13 protein-coding genes are annotated in these 16,259 nt (G+C 72.9%); 3 read left to right on the forward strand and 10 right to left on the reverse strand.

What is annotated here, in order from left to right; translation table 11 throughout:
- The 8 genes from NVV95_RS08095 to rsmI all read right to left on the reverse strand — a co-directional run bounded on the left by NVV95_RS08095 (nucleotide 1) and on the right by rsmI (nucleotide 8,175).
- Nucleotides 1-1,056 (reverse strand): BMP family ABC transporter substrate-binding protein, encoded by a 1,056-nt coding sequence (locus NVV95_RS08095; protein ID WP_259486038.1) that lies wholly within the window; start codon nucleotides 1,054-1,056, stop codon nucleotides 1-3.
- Nucleotides 1,057-1,174: 118 nt separating this feature from the next.
- Complete coding sequence (locus tag NVV95_RS08100; RefSeq protein WP_259486039.1) at nucleotides 1,175-1,957, reverse strand: alpha/beta fold hydrolase; 783 nt, start codon at nucleotides 1,955-1,957, stop codon at nucleotides 1,175-1,177.
- Nucleotides 1,954-2,910 carry a cell wall-binding repeat-containing protein gene (locus NVV95_RS08105; RefSeq protein ID WP_259486040.1) on the reverse strand — a complete coding sequence of 319 codons (957 nt, stop codon included), beginning with the start codon at nucleotides 2,908-2,910 and terminating at the stop codon, nucleotides 1,954-1,956. The genes NVV95_RS08100 and NVV95_RS08105 overlap by 4 nt, the downstream gene beginning before the upstream one ends.
- 63 nt (nucleotides 2,911-2,973) lie before the next feature.
- Nucleotides 2,974-3,873 carry a 16S rRNA (adenine(1518)-N(6)/adenine(1519)-N(6))-dimethyltransferase RsmA gene (gene rsmA, locus NVV95_RS08110; protein WP_259486041.1) on the reverse strand — a complete coding sequence of 300 codons (900 nt, stop codon included), beginning with the start codon at nucleotides 3,871-3,873 and terminating at the stop codon, nucleotides 2,974-2,976.
- Nucleotides 3,870-4,781, reverse strand: a complete 912-nt coding sequence (locus NVV95_RS08115; RefSeq protein ID WP_375163791.1) for a TatD family hydrolase — start codon at nucleotides 4,779-4,781, stop codon at nucleotides 3,870-3,872. Before NVV95_RS08115 ends, rsmA begins: the two co-directional genes overlap by 4 nt.
- Nucleotides 4,778-6,346, reverse strand: a complete 1,569-nt coding sequence (gene metG, locus NVV95_RS08120) for a methionine--tRNA ligase (RefSeq protein WP_259486042.1) — start codon at nucleotides 6,344-6,346, stop codon at nucleotides 4,778-4,780. Before metG ends, NVV95_RS08115 begins: the two co-directional genes overlap by 4 nt.
- 40 nt (nucleotides 6,347-6,386) lie before the next feature.
- On the reverse strand, nucleotides 6,387-7,307 hold the full coding sequence (locus NVV95_RS08125) for an NADP-dependent oxidoreductase (protein WP_259486043.1): 921 nt from the start codon (nucleotides 7,305-7,307) through the stop codon (nucleotides 6,387-6,389).
- A 46-nt stretch (nucleotides 7,308-7,353) separates the two neighbouring features.
- Complete coding sequence (gene rsmI / locus NVV95_RS08130) at nucleotides 7,354-8,175, reverse strand: 16S rRNA (cytidine(1402)-2'-O)-methyltransferase (RefSeq protein WP_259486044.1); 822 nt, start codon at nucleotides 8,173-8,175, stop codon at nucleotides 7,354-7,356.
- 57 nt (nucleotides 8,176-8,232) lie between these two features.
- Between rsmI and NVV95_RS08135 the strand changes: the two genes are divergently transcribed.
- From NVV95_RS08135 to NVV95_RS08145, 3 genes are read left to right on the forward strand one after another with little or no spacing between them, the layout of a single operon-like run.
- Complete coding sequence (locus NVV95_RS08135) at nucleotides 8,233-9,846, forward strand: dolichyl-phosphate-mannose--protein mannosyltransferase (protein WP_259486045.1); 1,614 nt, start codon at nucleotides 8,233-8,235, stop codon at nucleotides 9,844-9,846.
- Between the two features lies 1 nt (nucleotide 9,847).
- On the forward strand, nucleotides 9,848-10,873 hold the full coding sequence (locus tag NVV95_RS08140) for a YeiH family protein (RefSeq protein ID WP_259486046.1): 1,026 nt from the start codon (nucleotides 9,848-9,850) through the stop codon (nucleotides 10,871-10,873).
- Between the two features lie 40 nt (nucleotides 10,874-10,913).
- Nucleotides 10,914-14,327: an ATP-binding protein gene (locus tag NVV95_RS08145; protein WP_259486047.1), complete on the forward strand. Its 3,414-nt coding sequence runs from the start codon at nucleotides 10,914-10,916 to the stop codon at nucleotides 14,325-14,327.
- Nucleotides 14,328-14,344: 17 nt separating this feature from the next.
- Here NVV95_RS08145 and NVV95_RS08150 read toward each other — a convergent pair whose 3' ends face one another.
- Both NVV95_RS08150 and NVV95_RS08155 read right to left on the reverse strand, forming a co-directional pair.
- Nucleotides 14,345-15,160 (reverse strand): ABC transporter permease, encoded by an 816-nt coding sequence (locus tag NVV95_RS08150; protein WP_259486048.1) that lies wholly within the window; start codon nucleotides 15,158-15,160, stop codon nucleotides 14,345-14,347.
- A complete protein-coding gene (locus tag NVV95_RS08155) occupies nucleotides 15,157-16,230 on the reverse strand; it encodes an ATP-binding cassette domain-containing protein (RefSeq protein ID WP_259486049.1) in 1,074 nt (357 codons plus the stop codon). Before NVV95_RS08155 ends, NVV95_RS08150 begins: the two co-directional genes overlap by 4 nt.
- Between the last annotated feature and the right edge of the window lie 29 nt (nucleotides 16,231-16,259).

The raw sequence follows: 16,259 nt of genomic DNA on the forward strand, positions 1-16,259 counted from the left end.
CTAGCCGGCGGTCAGCGGGTCGGTCACCGTGATCTCGCCCGAGACGATCTGGTCGCGCACGGCGGCGACCTTCTCGATCACGTCGGGGTGGTCGGCGATCAGGCACTTCGAGTCGGCGACGCCGTCCTCGAGGCCCGTGAGGCTCACGCCGCCCTCGGCCAGGCCGTAGGAGGTGAAGCCGCCGGTCGTGCCGTCGAGGATGTCTCCGACCGAGTTGATCAGGGCGACGTCGACGCGCTTGATGGCGTTGTCGACGACGTTGCCGGGAGAGTCGAGGCACTGGTTCGTGTCGACGCCGAAGGCCTTGAAGCCCGCCTCGGAGGCGGCCTCGAAGACGCCCAGGTTTCCGCCCGAGGCGGCGGCCTGCACGTAGTCGGCTCCGCCGTCGGCGAGGATCTGAGCCTGCGCCTTGGCACGCGCCTGGTCACCGAACGGGTTGTCGCCGCCGACGTACTGCACGGCGGTCTTCACGCCGGGCTTCACGCTCTCGGCGCCCGCGAAGAACGGGTCGACCCAGCGGTGCAGGAAGGGGGTGTCGAGCGAGGCGACAACGCCGACGTTGCCCGACTGGGTGAGGAGGCCGGCCTCGACGCCGGTGAGGTAGGTCGCCTCGTACTCCTTGAACACGGCGGCGGTGAGGTTCTCGGTGGGCTCCTCGGCCGAGGTGTCGATCAGCAGGAACTGCTGGTCGGGGTAGTCCGCGGCGGCCTGGGTGATCTGGTCGAGCACGCTGAAGCTGACGCCGATGATGATGCTCGGCTTCTCGCGCACGGCGGCGTCGATGTTCTGCTGGATGCTCGTCGGGTCTTCGCTCTCGTAGACGTCGACGCTCGCGCCGTACTTCTCGCCGGCCTGCTCGGCGCCGTCGGCGGCGAGCTGCAGGAAGTTGTTCGAGCCGATGGGGGTCGGGGTGATCAGGATGATCGAGCTGTCGCCGTCGGCCGCGGCGCCGGTGCTGTCCGCGCTGCCGCTGCCTCCGCTCGAGCACGCGGCTACGGAGGCGACGAGGCCGACGGCGAGTGCTGCGGCACCCGCTCGACGCACGAATTTCGACATGGGTGTCCCCTTACAAGTGGATCTGCTGTGATTGCGCGGCCGCACGAGGGGCCGCACCCCATGGTATCGGGACGGCAGGTCCCAACCCGTGCCCGGGACACATAACGAAACACACTCGTCACACCCGGGCGTGCAGTGCCACCGTCTCCGCGACCACGCGGTCGGGGTCGTCGCGCTGGATGGAGTGGCCGGCGCCGCTGACCACGGCGAAGTCGAACGCCGCCGCGGCCGAGGCCAGGCGGTCGCCCTCGGCGGCGGTGAACGAGGCGCCGAGGGCCGGGTCGGCCGCGAGCACGTGAACGGGCGAGCGGATGCCCGCCAGCACCTGCTCGAGCTGCCAGCGTCCGTTGTCCCGAACCGTGCGCTCGACCACGTACGGGCTGACCAGGCGGGCGGCGGCGGCCTTCTGCGTCGCGTCCTCGCTGTGCCAGCGGGGATGCCGTGCGAGCAGGCCGGCCGGGCCGAGGTCGCCGAGTTCACCGAGGAGCTCATCGATCAGGCCGTTCCGATCATTTTCAGCCACCGCGAGCACCGGGTCGACGAGGAGCAGCGATCGCGCCCAGTGATGACGCCGAGCGGCCGCGACCGTGGCGACGGCTCCGCCCAGGGAGTGGCCGATCACGAGGTCCCAGCCGAGCACCGGGTTGCCGTGCGGGGCGAGGCCCAGCACGTCGGAGGCGTACTCGTCGAGCGTGTAGCCGAGGGCCCGGGGCGACGAGCCGTGGCCGCGGAGGTCGGGTGCGGTGACCGACCAGCCTCGGGCGGCGAGCTCGTGGGCGACCCGCCACCAGGTGTTGGCCGAGGAGGTCAGGCCGTGCAGCAGCAGGGCTGCGGGCCGCGCGTCGGCGGGGCCCCAGCGCAAGGTGGACAGCTGCACGGGGATGGGCTCGGAATGCGTCACCCTCCGATCGTGCCACCTCCCGGTCGGTCGAGCAGGTCGCGCATCACCTTGTCGGAGACCGTGTGGCTGCCACCCAGCACGACGATGCGTTCGGGCCTCAGCCGGGCGAGCTCGGCCCGGCTGACGGCCGGCACGGCGTCGGCGGTGACGAGCAGCACGGGGGCGCGATCGTGGATCGCGGCTGCCGGCCCCGACAGGGCGTCGGGGAAGGTGCTGCCGGAGGCGATGAAGACCGTTCGCGCACCGCGCGGAAAGGCGTGAGCCGACGTCGCCGCCGAGACGACGAACCGATCGGCTCCGTCGAGCCGCGTGGTGTCGCCGACGATGGTGCGGAGCGTGTCGACGACCGGTTCGGCGATCGCGGCGGGGCCCCCGAGCACGACCAGCCTCGACGGTCGGAGGCGGGCGAGCTCGGCGACGACGGTGTCGGGCACCCGGTCGGTCGGCACGAGGAGCACAGGACCGCCGAGGGCGCCGGCGGCCGCGGACCCGCCCAGGGCGTCGGCGAACACCTCGCCGGAGACCACGACGGCGACGGGTGGAGACGACGGGAAGGCGAGCGCGGAGAGCCGTGCCGCCACCTCGTACCGGTCGGCGCCGCCGACGCGCGTCACCCGGTGGGCGAAGGGCGCGAGTGCCGCCTCGACGGTTGCATCGACGGCCTCCGGGCCGCCGACGACGACCACGGTCACGGGCGCGAGTCGTCGCAGTTCGGCCGCGACGGAATCGGGCAGGGTCGACCTCGCGACCAGCAGCACCGGCGCGTTCTGCGCTCCGGCGACCGCGGACGCGCACAGCGCATCGGGGAAGGACTCGCCGCCGGCGACGAAGACGAGCCGCGCGGTGGCGAAGGTGCGGGACGACACCGCCGCCGACACCTCGTAGCGGTCGGCACCGCCGATGCGTTCGACCGCGCACGACGCCACCGCCGGAGGGGTGAGCATCGAGGTCATGTCGACTCCTGGGGTAGAGCCTCAGGATGCCGCGCGTCGACCGCCGACCGTTATGAGCAGTTGCTACTCAGCGACGTCGTCCTCGGCGGCGGCAGCGCGGGCGATGGCCAGGAAGTCATGCACCGTGAGCGTCTCGCCCCGCGAGGTCGGCGCGACCCCCGCCGCCTCGAGCACTGCCGAGGCCCGCTGCGAGTCGCCGAGCAGCTCGCTGAGCGACTGCCGGAGCATCTTGCGGCGCTGTCCGAAGGCGGCGTCGACGATCGCGAAGGTGCGCACGCGCAGCTCCTCCGAGGCGAGCCCCGAGCCGACCCGGTCGAACGCGACGAGCACCGAGTCGACGTTCGGCACCGGCCAGAACACCTGCCGGCTGACCTGCCCGGCCGTGCGCCACTCGCCGTACCAGGCCGCCTTCACCGACGGCGAGCCGTAGACCTTCGAGCCGGGCTCCGCGGCGAGGCGATGGCCGACCTCCGCCTGCACCATCACCACGCCCGAGCGGATCGACGGGAAGTGCTCGAGCAGGTGCAGCAGCACGGGCACCGAGACGTTGTAGGGCAGATTGGCGACGAGGCGCGTGGGGTCGCCCGGCAGCGAGCGGATGCGCAGCGCATCGTCGCGGATGACGGTGAGCCGCGCATCCGGAGCCAGCTGCGACACCGTGAGCGGCAGCTGCTCGGCCAGGCGGTGGTCGATCTCGACCGCGACCACCTCGGCGCCGGCCTCGAGGAGGCCCAGCGTGAGCGAGCCGAGGCCCGGGCCGACCTCGACCACGACGTCACCCGCCTCGACCTGGGCGACCCGCACGATCTTGCGCACCGTGTTGGCGTCGATGACGAAGTTCTGGCCGAGCTTCTTGGTGGGCGTCAGGTCGAGCAGTCCCGCCAGGTCGCGGATCTCGGCCGGGCCGAGCAGTGAGACTGCGGCGGCGCCGGACTCGCCCGGGCCGGCGGAGTCGTCGCTCACGAGGCCTGCACCGGCTCGTCCTCCCAGCGGCCGTAGACCAGCTCCGTGTTCGACGAGATCTGGGCGGCGAGCATGGAGACGTCGGTGCCGAGGTGTGCGGCCATCGCCCGCAGGGTGTGCGGGATGAGGTACGGCGCGTTCGGCCGGCCGCGGAACGGCATCGGGGTGAGGTACGGCGCGTCGGTCTCGACGAGCAGCAGCGCGCGCGGCGCCGTCTCGAGGGCCTCGCGCAGGTTGTGCGCGTTCTTGAAGGTGACGTTGCCCGCGAACGACATGTACCAGCCGTTCTCGGTGCAGATGCGCGCGAGCTCGGCGTCGCCGGAGAAGCAATGGAAGACGGTGCGCTCGGGGGCGCCGACGCGCTTCAGCGTCTCGATGACCTCGGCGTGGGCGTCGCGATCGTGGATCTGCAGCGCGATGCCGTTCTCCTTCGCGATCTCGATGTGCGCCTCGAAGGAGCGGTACTGCGCCTCGCGGCCCTCGTCGCCCGTGCGGTAGAAGTCGAGCCCCGTCTCGCCGACGGCCCGCACGCGCGGCCAGCTCGCCAGCTCGGCGATCTCGGCGAGGGCGGCGTCGAGGCCTCCGGCGGCGGCGTACTCGGGCGCCTCGTTCGGGTGCAGCGCCACCGCGGCCAGCATGCGCGGCTCGCGGGCGGCCTGCTCGGCCGACCAGCGGCTGGTCTCGAGGTCGGTGCCGACCTGCACGACACCCCGCACCCCGACGGCCGAGGCCCGGTCGAGGTGCTCGTGGTAGTCGATCGGGTCGGCGGTGTCGGCGATCTCGAGGTGCGTATGGTTGTCGTAGACCGGCACCACGAGCGCCTCGGGCAGCGGCGGGTAGCTCTGATCTCCGCGGTCGGAGGGCTCGCGGGTGCGCAGGTGCGTCGGCAGCTCGTGGGCGTCGGTCACGACGCGTCCACCTCGATGCGGGGGAAGAGCGCCTCGAGCGGCTGCACGCGCTCGCCGCCCCGCCAGTCGTAGGCCGAGCGGATGCTCTGCTCCTGCACCGTGCCGACGCCGGCCAGTGCCGTCCACAGTTTGGCCGCGGCTTCGGGCACGACCGGGGAGAGCAGCACCGCGAGGGTGCCGAGCCCGCGGAGCGCCGTGCTCAGCACGGTCGCCAGGCGGTCGGCGTTCGCCGGGTCCTTCGCGAGGCCCCAGGGCTCCTGGGTGGTGATGTAGCCGTTCAGCTCGTCGACGAGCTCCCAGATGCGGGTCAGGGCCTCGTGCACCGCGAGGCGCTCGATCGCCTCGTCGGCGGCCGCGGTGACCCGCCGCTCGGTGGCCCGGATGGCGAGCTCGGCATCGGTCACCGCGCTCTCGACCGCGGTCGGCACGACCCCGTCGAAGTAGCGGGTGACCATGGCGACGACCCGCGAGGCGAGGTTGCCGAAGCCGTTCGCGAGCTCGGCCTGGTAGCGGGCCGAGAGGTCCTCCCAGGAGAAGGAGCCGTCCTGGCCGAAGCTGATGGCGCGCATGAAGTAGTACCGGAACGCATCCGAACCGAAGGTGTCGGTGATCTGCTCGGGCGCGATGCCCGTGAGCTTCGACTTCGACATCTTCTCGCCGCCGACGAGCAGCCAGCCGTGGCCGTAGACCTGCTTCGGCACCTCGAGCCCGGCGGCCATCAGCATGGCCGGCCAGATGACCGCGTGGAAGCGCGCGATGTCCTTCCCGACGATGTGGGTGGCGGGCCAGAGCCGGGCGAACTTCTCGTCGTCGGAGCCGTAGCCGGCCGCGGTGGCATAGTTCAGCAGGGCGTCGAACCAGACATAGACGACATGCGACTCGTCCCAGGGCACCTTGATGCCCCAGTCGAAGGTCTGGCGCGAGATCGAGAGGTCGGTGAGGCCGCGGCGCACGAACGAGATGATCTCGTTGCGCACGCTCTCGGGCTGCACGAACTCGGGCCGCTCCTCGTAGAGGTCGAGCAGCCGCTGCGTGAAGTCGCTCATGCGGAAGAAGTAGTTGCGCTCCTTCAGCAGCTCGACGGGCTTGGAGTGGATGGCGCAGACCAGCTGCCCCTCGTACTGCCCCGTGCCGTCGACCAGGTCGGACTGCTGCTTGTACTCCTCACAGCCGACGCAGTAGTAGCCCTCGTACTCGCCCGTGTAGATGTACCCGGCGTCGTAGAGGCGCTGCAGGAACAACTGCACGTTCACCTCGTGCCGCTCGTCGGTGGTGCGGATGAAGTCGTCGTTCGAGATGTCGATCGTCTGGAGCAGCGGCTGCCAGGCCTCGGCGACGAGCTTGTCGGCCCACTCCTTCGGCGTGACGCCGTTGGCCGTGGCCGTGCGCAGGATCTTCTGCCCGTGCTCGTCGGTGCCGGTCAGGAACCAGGTGTCGTCACCCGCCTGCCGGTGCCAGCGCGCGAGCACGTCGGCGGCGACCTCGGTGTAGGCGTGCCCGATGTGGGGCACGTCGTTCACGTAGAAGATCGGCGTGGTGATGTAAAAGGCGGAGCCGGCGGACATGCTGACCATCCTAAAGGGGGCGGGACGGGCATCCGGGGCCCTACTCCATGCGCAGCACGATCTTGCCGACGACGTGCTCCGAGGCGAGGTGGTCGTAGGCCTCCGCCACGCGCTGCAGGGGGTAGACCGTGTCGATCTCGACGCGCAGAGCCCCCTCGGCCACCAGTTCGGCGAGCCGGGCGAGGGTGGGCGCGCCGCCGCCCTGGGCGTTGCCGTCGGTCTTCACCCCGCGCGCCGCTGCGGCCGGGTCGGCGACGGTGTCGATGCGCTCGGGTGCGACTCCGAGCTCGAGCGCGAGGTCGACCGAGCCGTGGCCGGCGGTGTCGATGAAGGCGTCGACGCCGTCGGGGGCGGCCTCGCGGATGCTCTGCAGAGCATCCGGCCCGTACTCGACCGGGTCGACTCCGAGTTCTGCGAGCAGGGCGTGGTCGTCGCGGCGGGCGAGGCCGATGACTCGGGCGCCCGCGAGCTTCGCGAGCTGCACGGCGAACAGTCCGACGCCCCCGGTGGCGCCGGCGACGACGAGGGTCTCCCCCGCCGCCGCGCCGACGGCCCGCACGGCGGCGACCGCGGTGGTGCCGGCGACGTACAGGGCGGCGCCCTCTTCCCAGGTCACACCGGCGGGCTTGGGCACGACGTTCTCGGCCGGCACGACCGCGTGGGTGGCATGGGCGCCGCGGGTGTCGCTGAAGCCGATCACCTCGTCACCGGCCTGGATGCCCGTGACCCCCGGTCCCGTCGACTGCACGCGCCCCGCGAGGTCGCTGCCCTCGCCGCTCGGCAGGGTCGTGGGGAAGATCTGCTCGAGGCGCCCCTCGCGGATCGCCGCCTCGCCGGGGTTGATCGCGGAGGCGACGACCTCGACACGCACCTCGCCCGGGCCGGGCTCGGGCCGGTCGACGTCGACCACCTCGAGCACCTCGGTGCCGCCGAACGTCGGGAATCGCACTGCTGAAGCCATGCGTTCCTGCCTACCCCGGCGGACGCCCGCCCGCAAAGGGGTTCCCTCAGGGCCGCTTCGCCGCCAGGGCCGCCTCGTAGAGGTCGCGGCGCGACAGTCCGGTCGCCTCGGCGACCGTGGCCGTGGCCTCCTTCAGGCGCGTGCCCGACTCCACGAGCGACTGCACCTCGGCGAGCGCCGTGGGCAGATCGGCGGCGAGCGCCGGTGCGCCCGCCACGACGATCACGATCTCGCCCTTCACCCCGGCGACGGCCCACTCCGCGAGCTCGGCCGCGGTGCCGCGGCGTGCCTCTTCGTAGAGCTTCGTGAGCTCGCGCACCACGGCCACGCGGCGGTCGTCGCCGAGCACCGAGGCGAGGTCGGTCAGCGAGTCGGCCAGGCGGTTCGGCGACTCGAAGAACACCATCGTGCGGGGCTCTCGGGCGAGCATCCGGAACACCGACAGGCGGTCGCCGTGCTTGCGCGGCAGGAAACCCTCGAAGGTGAAGCGGTCGGTGGGCAGGCCCGAGAGCGCGAGGGCGGTGACGACCGCGGAGGGGCCGGGGACGACCGTGACGGGCACGTCGGCCGCGATGGCCGCGGAGACCAGGAGGTAGCCCGGGTCGGAGACGGTGGGCATGCCCGCGTCGGAGAGCAGCACGAGGTCCCCGTCGCGCGCGAGCTCGACGAGTGACGCCGCCTTCTCGCGCTCGTTGTGCTCGTGCAGCGGCAGCAGGCGCGGGCGGTTCTCGATGCCGAGACCGCGCAGCAGCTTGACGGTGACGCGGGTGTCCTCGGCCGCGATGACCTCGGCCGACTCGAGCAGCTCGACGAGCCGGGCCGAGGCGTCCTTGAGGTTGCCGATGGGCGTGGCGGCGAGGATGAGCATGCGTCCAGTCTCTCAGCGTGCACGGCGCTCGCGGGCCGCCACCGTTAGCATTGCCCGGTGAGCACCGAGGAGCCGACGACCGCGCCGCTCGCCGACGTCCCCCCCGCCCCTGTCCCCACCGGCTCGCGGCTCGACGACTGGTGGCTGCGCCTCATGGCCACCCCCGCCCGCGAGCGCGCCTGGCGCTGGGGCGGCCCGATCGCGGTCACCCTGCTCGCCGCCGTGCTGCGCCTCGTGAACCTCGGCCACCCGCACAGCCTCGTCTTCGACGAGACCTTCTACGTCAAGGACGCCTGGACCACCTGGAACCTCGGCTACGAGGCCACCTGGCCGGCCGACGCCGACACCCGGTTCAACGCCGGCGAGACCGACATCTTCCAGACGATGGGCTCGTTCGCCGTGCATCCGCCGCTCGGCAAGTGGATCATCGGGCTCGGCATGGAGCTGTTCGGCCCGGGCGACTCGACGGGGTGGCGCATCTCGGTGGCAGTCGCGGGCATCCTGCTGGTGCTGCTGACGACGCTGATCGCGGTGAAGCTGACCCGCTCGACGCTGCTCGGTGTGATCGCCGGATTCCTGCTGGCGATCGACGGGCACGCCATCGTGATGAGCCGGGTGGGCATCCTCGACGGACTGTCGTCGCTGTTCCTGCTGCTCGGCTTCGGCGCGGTGCTGCTCGACCGCGGGTGGCACGAGCGACGGCTGGGCGAGGCCGTGACGCGGGCACGGGAGGCCGGGCGCGAACCCACCTGGGGCCCTGCGGTCTGGTGGCGCCCCTGGGTGCTCGCCGCCGCCGTCGCGTTCGGTGCCGCGTCGTCGGTGAAGTGGAGCGGCCTGTACTTCCTCGCCGCCTTCGGCGTGTACCTCGTCGTCGTGGACGCCCTCGCCCGGCGCCGGCTCGGCCTGCCGTTCTGGTTCAGCTCGGCCGTGCTGAAGCAGGGCCCCGTGACGGCGGTGCTGCTCATCCCGCTCGCGGTCGCCACCTACCTCACCACCTGGATCGGCTGGTTCGCCACGACCGGCGGCATGTACCGCACCTGGGCCCAGACCTCGGGCGGCGAGTGGACCGGCGCGCTCAGCTGGGTGCCCCTCGCCGTGCAGAACTTCTGGCACCTCGAGGTGGCGATCTACCAGTACCACGTGGGCGAGAACTCGCCGCACCCGTACCAGGCGAACCCGCTGACCTGGCTGTTCCTGATCCGTCCGACGCAGATGTACGTGTCGCAGGTCGACGACTCGGTCTGCGGCGGAACCACCTGCTACGAGAACATCACCTCGATCGCCAACCCGATCATCTGGTGGTGCGCGACGGCCGCCCTGTTCTACCTCGTCTACCGCCTGGTGCGCCGTCGCGAGTGGCAGGTGGGCCTCGTGCTGATGGGCATGGTCGCCGGCTACCTGCCGTGGCTGATGTACACCGGCCGCACGGTGTTCCAGTTCTACACGATCGCGTTCGAGCCCTACATGATCCTCGGGCTGACGATGGTGATCGGGCTGGCGCTCGGCTCCCGGGCCGATCCGCGGCCCCAGCGCACCCGGGCACTGGCGGTCGTCGGGGCGTTCCTCGTGGTGTGTGTGCTGGTGAGCGCCTGGTTCTACCCGGTGTGGGTCGGGATGCCCGTGCCCGCCTGGTTCCTCAGCCTGCACTACTGGCTGCCGAGCTGGCGCTGACGTGAAGGGCACCCGGCCCGGTCTCACCCTGCCCGGACTCGCCACGGCCGCGGGCGCGGCGCTCGTGGCGTTCGCGCTGCACCTCGTGCTGCCGGCGGTGCCGCTGCTCACGATCGCGGTGGTGCTCGGCATCGTGGTGGGCCAGCTGCCGCCCGCCCAGCGTCTGCTCGACGGGGTGCTGAAGCCGGGGCTGGGGCTGGCGTCGCGGCGACTGCTGCGCATCGGCATCGTGCTGCTCGGCCTCAAGCTCAGCCTCGTCGACATCGCGGGGCTCGGCTGGCCGACGGTGATCGCCATCGTCGTGATCGTGCTGATCACCTTCGTCGCCACCTTCGGATTCGGCCGCTTGCTGCGGCTGCCCGGCCACCAGCCTGTGCTGATCGCGGCGGGATTCTCCATCTGCGGCGCCTCGGCGATCGGTGCCGTGAGCGCCGTCACTCGCAGCGACGAGGAGGAGACCGCCACCCCCATCGCCCTCGTCACCCTCTGCGGCACGCTCGCGATCGCGGTGCTGCCGGCGCTGCGCTTCCCGCTCGGCCTCACGCCCGAGCAGTTCGGGCTCTGGGTGGGCCTCAGCGTGCACGACGTCGGCCAGGTCGTCGCCACCGCGCAGATCGCCGGGCCCACGGCGCTCGCCGTGGCCGTCGTCGTGAAGCTCACGCGGGTTCTGACGCTGGCGCCCATGGTGGCGGGTGTCTCCCTCGTGATGAGACGAGCGGATGCCCGGGCCGCCGTAACCCCGGCCGCCCGCCCCGCGCTCGTGCCGCTGTTCGTCGCGGGCTTCCTCGCGGCGGTGCTGGTGCGCACCCTCGTGCTACCGCTGGTGGCGGCACCCGTGGCGACGACGCTGCTGGACGCGGCCGACCTCGCGCAGAACGCCCTCTTCGCGGTGGCGCTGTTCGCGCTCGGCACGAGCATCCGCTTCGCGCGCCTCGCCCGCACAGGCTGGCGCGCGCTCATCGTGGGGCTGGTCTCGTGGGCGCTGATCGCGGGCCTCTCGCTCGCCGCGGTGGCGCTCCTCACCTGAGCCGGGTGGGGTGGGCTGGGCGGGAAAGTAGGCTGTGCGCGTGAGCGGTGGGGGTGGCGAGAGCGGCGCGGAGCCCGCGGGGGCGCCCTCGGGTGACGGTCGGGTGCGCGCGGTGGTCGGGGTGCTGGGGCCCGTCGCCGTGGGGCGCGACGGCGCGTGGGGCGAGCCGGCCGGGCGGCGGGCCAAGGCCGTGCTCGTGGTGCTGGCTCTCGCGGCGCCGCGCGCGGTGGGTGCCGAGGCGCTGATCGACGAGGTGTGGGGCGAGGATCCGCCGCGGGCTGCGCGCGGGGCGCTGCAGGCGCTGGTGTCGCGGCTGCGGTCGGGGTTCGGCGACGGCGTGATCGAGTCGACGGCGTCGGGGTACCGGCTCGGGGTCGGCGTGGATCTGGCGTCGGCGAGCGCTCTCGCGGGGCACGCGGCCGAGGCTCTGTCTCGGGGCGCCCACGAGGACGCGGCCCGGCTCGCCGCCGAGGCCATCAGGCTGTGGCGCGGCGCTCCGGGCGCCGACCTCGAGCCGGGCGAGCTCGCCGATGACCTCGCCGCCCGGGCGGGCGAGCTGTCCCTGTCGCTCGAGACGACCGCGGCCACGGCGGCCCTCGCGCTCGGGCATCCCGCCGACGCGGAGACCGCCGCGCGCCGACTGGCCGCCCGGGCCCCCTTCGACGATCACGCCCAGCTGCTGCTGATGCGCGCGCTCGACGGCCAGGGCCGGAGCACCGAGGCCGTGGCCGCCTTCGCCGAGTTCCGCGAGCGCGTGCAGGACGCCCTCGGCGCCAGCCCCTCCCCCGAGCTCCAGGCGCTCAACCTCGAGCTGCTGGAGCGCGCCGAGCGGGCTCCGACCGCGCCTTCGTCGGCTACCGAGGGCTCGCGCGACGCGGCGGCGCCGGACGACGGGGCCGCACCCGTCGCTCGCGGGATCCGCGCCGCCCCCAACGCCCTGGTGGGCCGCGAGGAGGCGGTCGCGACCGTGCGGGCGCTGCTGCAGGCGGCCCGCGTGACGACGGTGCTCGGTCCCGGCGGTCTCGGCAAGACGCGGCTGGCGCACGAGGTGGCGGCCCGGTCCGTCGGGGAGTTCGGCGCCGTCGTCGTGGTGGAGCTGGCGAGCGTGCGCAGCGCCGAGGACGTCGTGTTCGCGCTGGCGTCGGCCCTGGGCATCCGGGAGCTCGGGAGCTCGCGCCGGATGGGCGACCAGCGGGTGCGGGCCGACCTCCGCACGCGCATCCTGGACCGGCTCGGCGAGCGCCGCACCCTGCTCGTCGTCGACAACTGCGAGCACCTGATCGACGCGGCGGCCGAGTGGGCCGCCGAGCTCACCGCCGAGCTGCCCGCGTTGACGCTGCTCACCACCAGTCGCACGCCGCTGCGCATCTCGAGCGAGCGCGTCTACGCGCTGCAGCCGCTCGGGGTGGGTGACGGACAGACGACGGACGATCCGGCCGTGCGGCTCTTCCTCGACCGGGCAACCGCGGCCCGACCGGGTGCCGTGCTCGACCCCGTCGTCGTCGCCCGGCTGTGTGAGCGGCTCGACGGGCTGCCGCTGGCGATCGAGCTGGCGGCGGCGCGCATCCGCACGATGTCGCTGGATGAGATCGAGCGCCGCCTCGGCAACCGGTTCTCGCTGCTCACCGGCGGCGACCGGAGTGCGCCCGAGCGGCACCGCACGCTGCTCGCGGTGATCGAGTGGAGCTGGAACCTGCTCGGGCGCGAGGAGCAGCGGGCGCTGGCCCGCCTGTCGGAGTTCGCCGACGGGTTCAGCGCCGAGGCGGCGCGCGCGGTGGTGGGGGCCGGCGTCGACGAGGCGCTCGACGGGCTGGTCGCGCAGTCGCTGGTGACGGTGACCGAGGTCGGCGGCTCGGGTGCGGCCGGTGCCGGTGCGGGTGGCTCGGGTGCGGCCGGTGCCGGTGCGGGTGGCTCGGGTGTGGTCGGTGTGGGCGCCGGCGGCGCGGGGCTGCGGTTCCGGATGCTCGAGACCGTCCGTGAGTTCGGTCGGCTCCAGCTCGAGCGCGAGGGCCTCCGCGACGACGTCGAGGCAGCCCTGTTCGATTGGTCCTCCGCGTTCGGCGAGCGCACCCTGCCGCGGCTGAGCGGACGTGAGCAGCTGCCCGCTCTGGCCGCCGTGGCCGCCGAGGAGGACAACCTCGTCGACGTCCTGCGCCGGGCGGTCGACGCCGGCCGGGCCGACGTCGTGGCCTCGGTGTTCGCGCTGCTCGCCTGGTACTGGTCGCTGCGGGGCGCCCACTCCGAGGTGCTGGCGTTCTCCGGTCCGGTGTTCGAGGCCATCCGTCGGTACGAGCCCACCGCGGAGCGCACCGGGAGCACCGTGCTGTCGCTCGTGCTGGTCGCGATCACGCAGTTGGTCGGGCAGCAGCGAGCGGGGGTACGGGCGCTGTCGCGGCTGCGCGAGGTGCTCGCCGCGCATCCGGTCACCGAACCGCGGCTGGCCGCGATGGCTGAGCTGGCGCTCGCCGTCGGCGACCTCGGCCGCCTGGACGCCGCCGTCGTGCGCGCCCGGTCGTCGGCCGACCGCCCGACCGCCCTTCTCGCCGGCCTGGTCGCGAGCCTCACCGCCGAGAACGCCGGCCGCAGCGCCGAGGCCGTGGCGGCCGCCCGGCGCGCGGTCACGCTCGCCGAGGCGCTCGGTGACACCTGGGGCGCGGGGATGGCGGCGCAGACGCTCGCCCAGCTGCACAGCCAGAACGCCGAGCCCGCGGAGGCCCTGCGCTGGGCACTCGAGGCGCGCGTCAGCATGGCGGCCGTCGGCGCCAGCGACGACGTGCGGCAGCTCGAGTGGGTGATCGCCGCCAACGACATCGGCGTCGGCGCCCTCGACGAGGCCGCCGAGATCTTCGAGCGGCTGACCGCCGACCCCGGCCAGAGCGACGGCGTGGACGTCGCCGCGATCGGTCGGGCCGGCCTCGCCGAGGTGCTGCGGGCCCGGGGCCTCGTCGAGGAGTCGGCCGAGGCGTACCGGCTCGCGCTCGCCGCACTGGACGTGCCGCGGGGGCGGTCGTCGCCGTGGTTCCGGATGATGCTGTCGAGCGTGCTCGCCTCGCTGGTCGTCGACGGCACGGGCACGGCCGACGAGCGGCGGCGGCTGGCCCGGCGGCTGCGGGCCCGTACCCTGGCGGGGCTCCGTCCCGACGGCGCGTTCGTCGACCGGCCGGTGTTCGGCGCCTCACTCGTCGGGCTCGCGGCCTGGGCGGCGGGCGTTCCGGCGATCGGTGCAGGGGTGGCGCTCGAGCTGCTGGCCCTCGCGGAGACGATGGGTCCGCGCCAGGACAACCCGAGCCTGCACGTCGCTCCGCTGTTCGCGCGGTTCGTGGAGGAGGTGAGCGAGGACGCCGTGGCGGCGGCCCGGGCATCCGCCGCTCTGATCGACCACGACGAACGACCCGGGCGAGCAGCCGAACTGCTGCGCACACCCGGGCCGTGGTCGTGGGCCTGGACCGACTGAGGACCAGCGGCTGGCGGCTACGCCTTCTTCATGTACGCGCGCACGGTGAGGGGCGCGAAGATCGCGACGATGATCGCGGCGCCGAGCAGGGAGATCCAGGCATCGGAGGTGAACATCGCGCTGTTCGCGAGATCGCGCACCGCGGTCACGAGGTGCGACACCGGGTTGACGTTCACGAACCACTGCAGCACGGGCGGCAGCGTGTCGACCGGCACGAAGGCGTTCGACAGGAACGTCAGCGGGAACAGCACGAGGAACGAGATGCCCTGCACGCTGGCGGCGCTTCGGGCGATGACGCCGAAGAACGCGAAGATCCAGCTGATGGCCCACGAGCAGGCGATCACGAGCAGGGCCGCCACGACCACGGCGCCGAGCCCGCCGCCGGGGCGGTAGCCCATGATGAAGCCCATCACGAAGGTGAGGGTCGTGGCGATGGCGTAGCGCACGGTGTCGGCCAGCAGCGCGCCGGCCAGCGGGGCGATGCGGGCGATCGGCAGGGACTTGAAGCGATCGAACACGCCCTTGTCCATGTCCTCGCGCAGCTGCACGCCGGTGACCACGCTGGTCGTGATGACCGTCTGCACGAGGATGCCCGGGATCAACAGAGGCAGGTAGTCGGCGACGCTCCCGGCGATCGCCCCGCCGAAGATGTAGGTGAACATCAGCGTGAAGATGATCGGCTGCACGGTGACGTCGATCAGCTGCTCGGGAGTGCGGCGGATCTTGATCAGCCCGCGCGCGGCCATGCTGAACGAGTTGCGCACGGTCTGGGCGATGGTGACGTGGTTCTTGAGGGTGCGCTGGGCACCGGGGGTGATGGTGAGGGTGCTCATCGGGCGTTCTCCAGTTCGGGGGTGGTGGGGCCGGATGCGGTGGTCGGGCGGGGCGAGGTGGTCGCGCCGGCGGTGGGGCCTTCGGGCGACTCGTCGGGCGACTCCTCGGCCGACTCGTCGTCGCCGGCCGCGTGGCCCGTCAGGGCGAGGAAGACCTCGTCGAGGGTGGGCTGCTGCACGGCCAGCTCCTCGACGGCGATGCCGTCGGAGCGCAGGCGGATCAGCAGGTCGGTGATCGAGTCGGGGTCGCTCATCGGGGCGGTGATGCGCCCCGCCTCGGGGGTGAGCACCGCCTCGACGCCGAGCACGTCGAGCACCGCGTGCCGCGCCCGCTCGAGTGCCGCCGGATCGGCCAGGCGCAGCAGCAGGGAGGCGCTGCCGACGCTCGCCTTGAGCTCGCCCGCCGTGCCCTCGGCGACGACCACGCCGCGGTCGATCACCGCGATGCGGTCGGCCAGCTGGTCGGCCTCGTCGAGGTACTGGGTCGTGAGCAGCACCGTGGAACCGGTGGCGACGAGGCGACGGATCGTGTCCCACATCTGCGCCCGGGTGCGCGGGTCGAGCCCCGTGGTGGGCTCGTCGAGGAAGATCAGCGGCGGCTGCGAGATCAGGCTCGCCGCCAGGTCGAGGCGTCGGCGCATGCCGCCCGAGAACTTCTTCAAGGGGCGCTTCGCGGCCTCGGTCAGGCCGAACTCCTCAAGCAGCTCGGTGGACTTCCGGCGGGCATCCGCTCGGCTGAGCCCGTTGAGGCGCGAGAAGAGCACGAGGTTCTCGGTGGCCGAGAGCGTCTCGTCGACGCTGGCGTACTGGCCGGTGACGCCGATCAGCTGGCGCACGATCTGCGGTTCGCGGCGGATGTCGTGCCCGAACACCGTCGCCTCGCCCCCGTCGGGCTTCAGCAGGGTGGCGAGCATGCGGATGGTGGTGGTCTTGCCGGCGCCGTTCGGGCCGAGCACGCCGTACACGGTTCCCGTGCGCACGCTCAGGTCGACGCCGTCGACCGCCCGGTTGTCGCCGAAGACCTTGACGAGGCCGTGGGCCTCGACGGCCCAGTCGGAGGAGTACGTCATGGGGCGTCCTTTCGTAGTGGATGCCCCTA

This window comes from Herbiconiux gentiana, assembly GCF_024978135.1.
Classification (GTDB): Bacteria; Actinomycetota; Actinomycetes; order Actinomycetales; family Microbacteriaceae; genus Herbiconiux; species Herbiconiux gentiana.

Coding starts and splice junctions, on each gene's coding strand:
- NVV95_RS08095 (WP_259486038.1), bottom strand. CDS start 1,056: ATGTCGAAATTCGTGCGTCGAGCGGGTGCCGCAGCACTCGCCGTCGGC.
- NVV95_RS08105 (WP_259486040.1), bottom strand. CDS start 2,910: ATGACCTCGATGCTCACCCCTCCGGCGGTGGCGTCGTGCGCGGTCGAA.
- metG (WP_259486042.1), bottom strand. CDS start 6,346: ATGTCCGCCGGCTCCGCCTTTTACATCACCACGCCGATCTTCTACGTG.
- NVV95_RS08125 (WP_259486043.1), bottom strand. CDS start 7,307: ATGGCTTCAGCAGTGCGATTCCCGACGTTCGGCGGCACCGAGGTGCTC.
- rsmI (WP_259486044.1), bottom strand. CDS start 8,175: ATGCTCATCCTCGCCGCCACGCCCATCGGCAACCTCAAGGACGCCTCG.
- NVV95_RS08150 (WP_259486048.1), bottom strand. CDS start 15,160: ATGAGCACCCTCACCATCACCCCCGGTGCCCAGCGCACCCTCAAGAAC.
- NVV95_RS08155 (WP_259486049.1), bottom strand. CDS start 16,230: ATGACGTACTCCTCCGACTGGGCCGTCGAGGCCCACGGCCTCGTCAAG.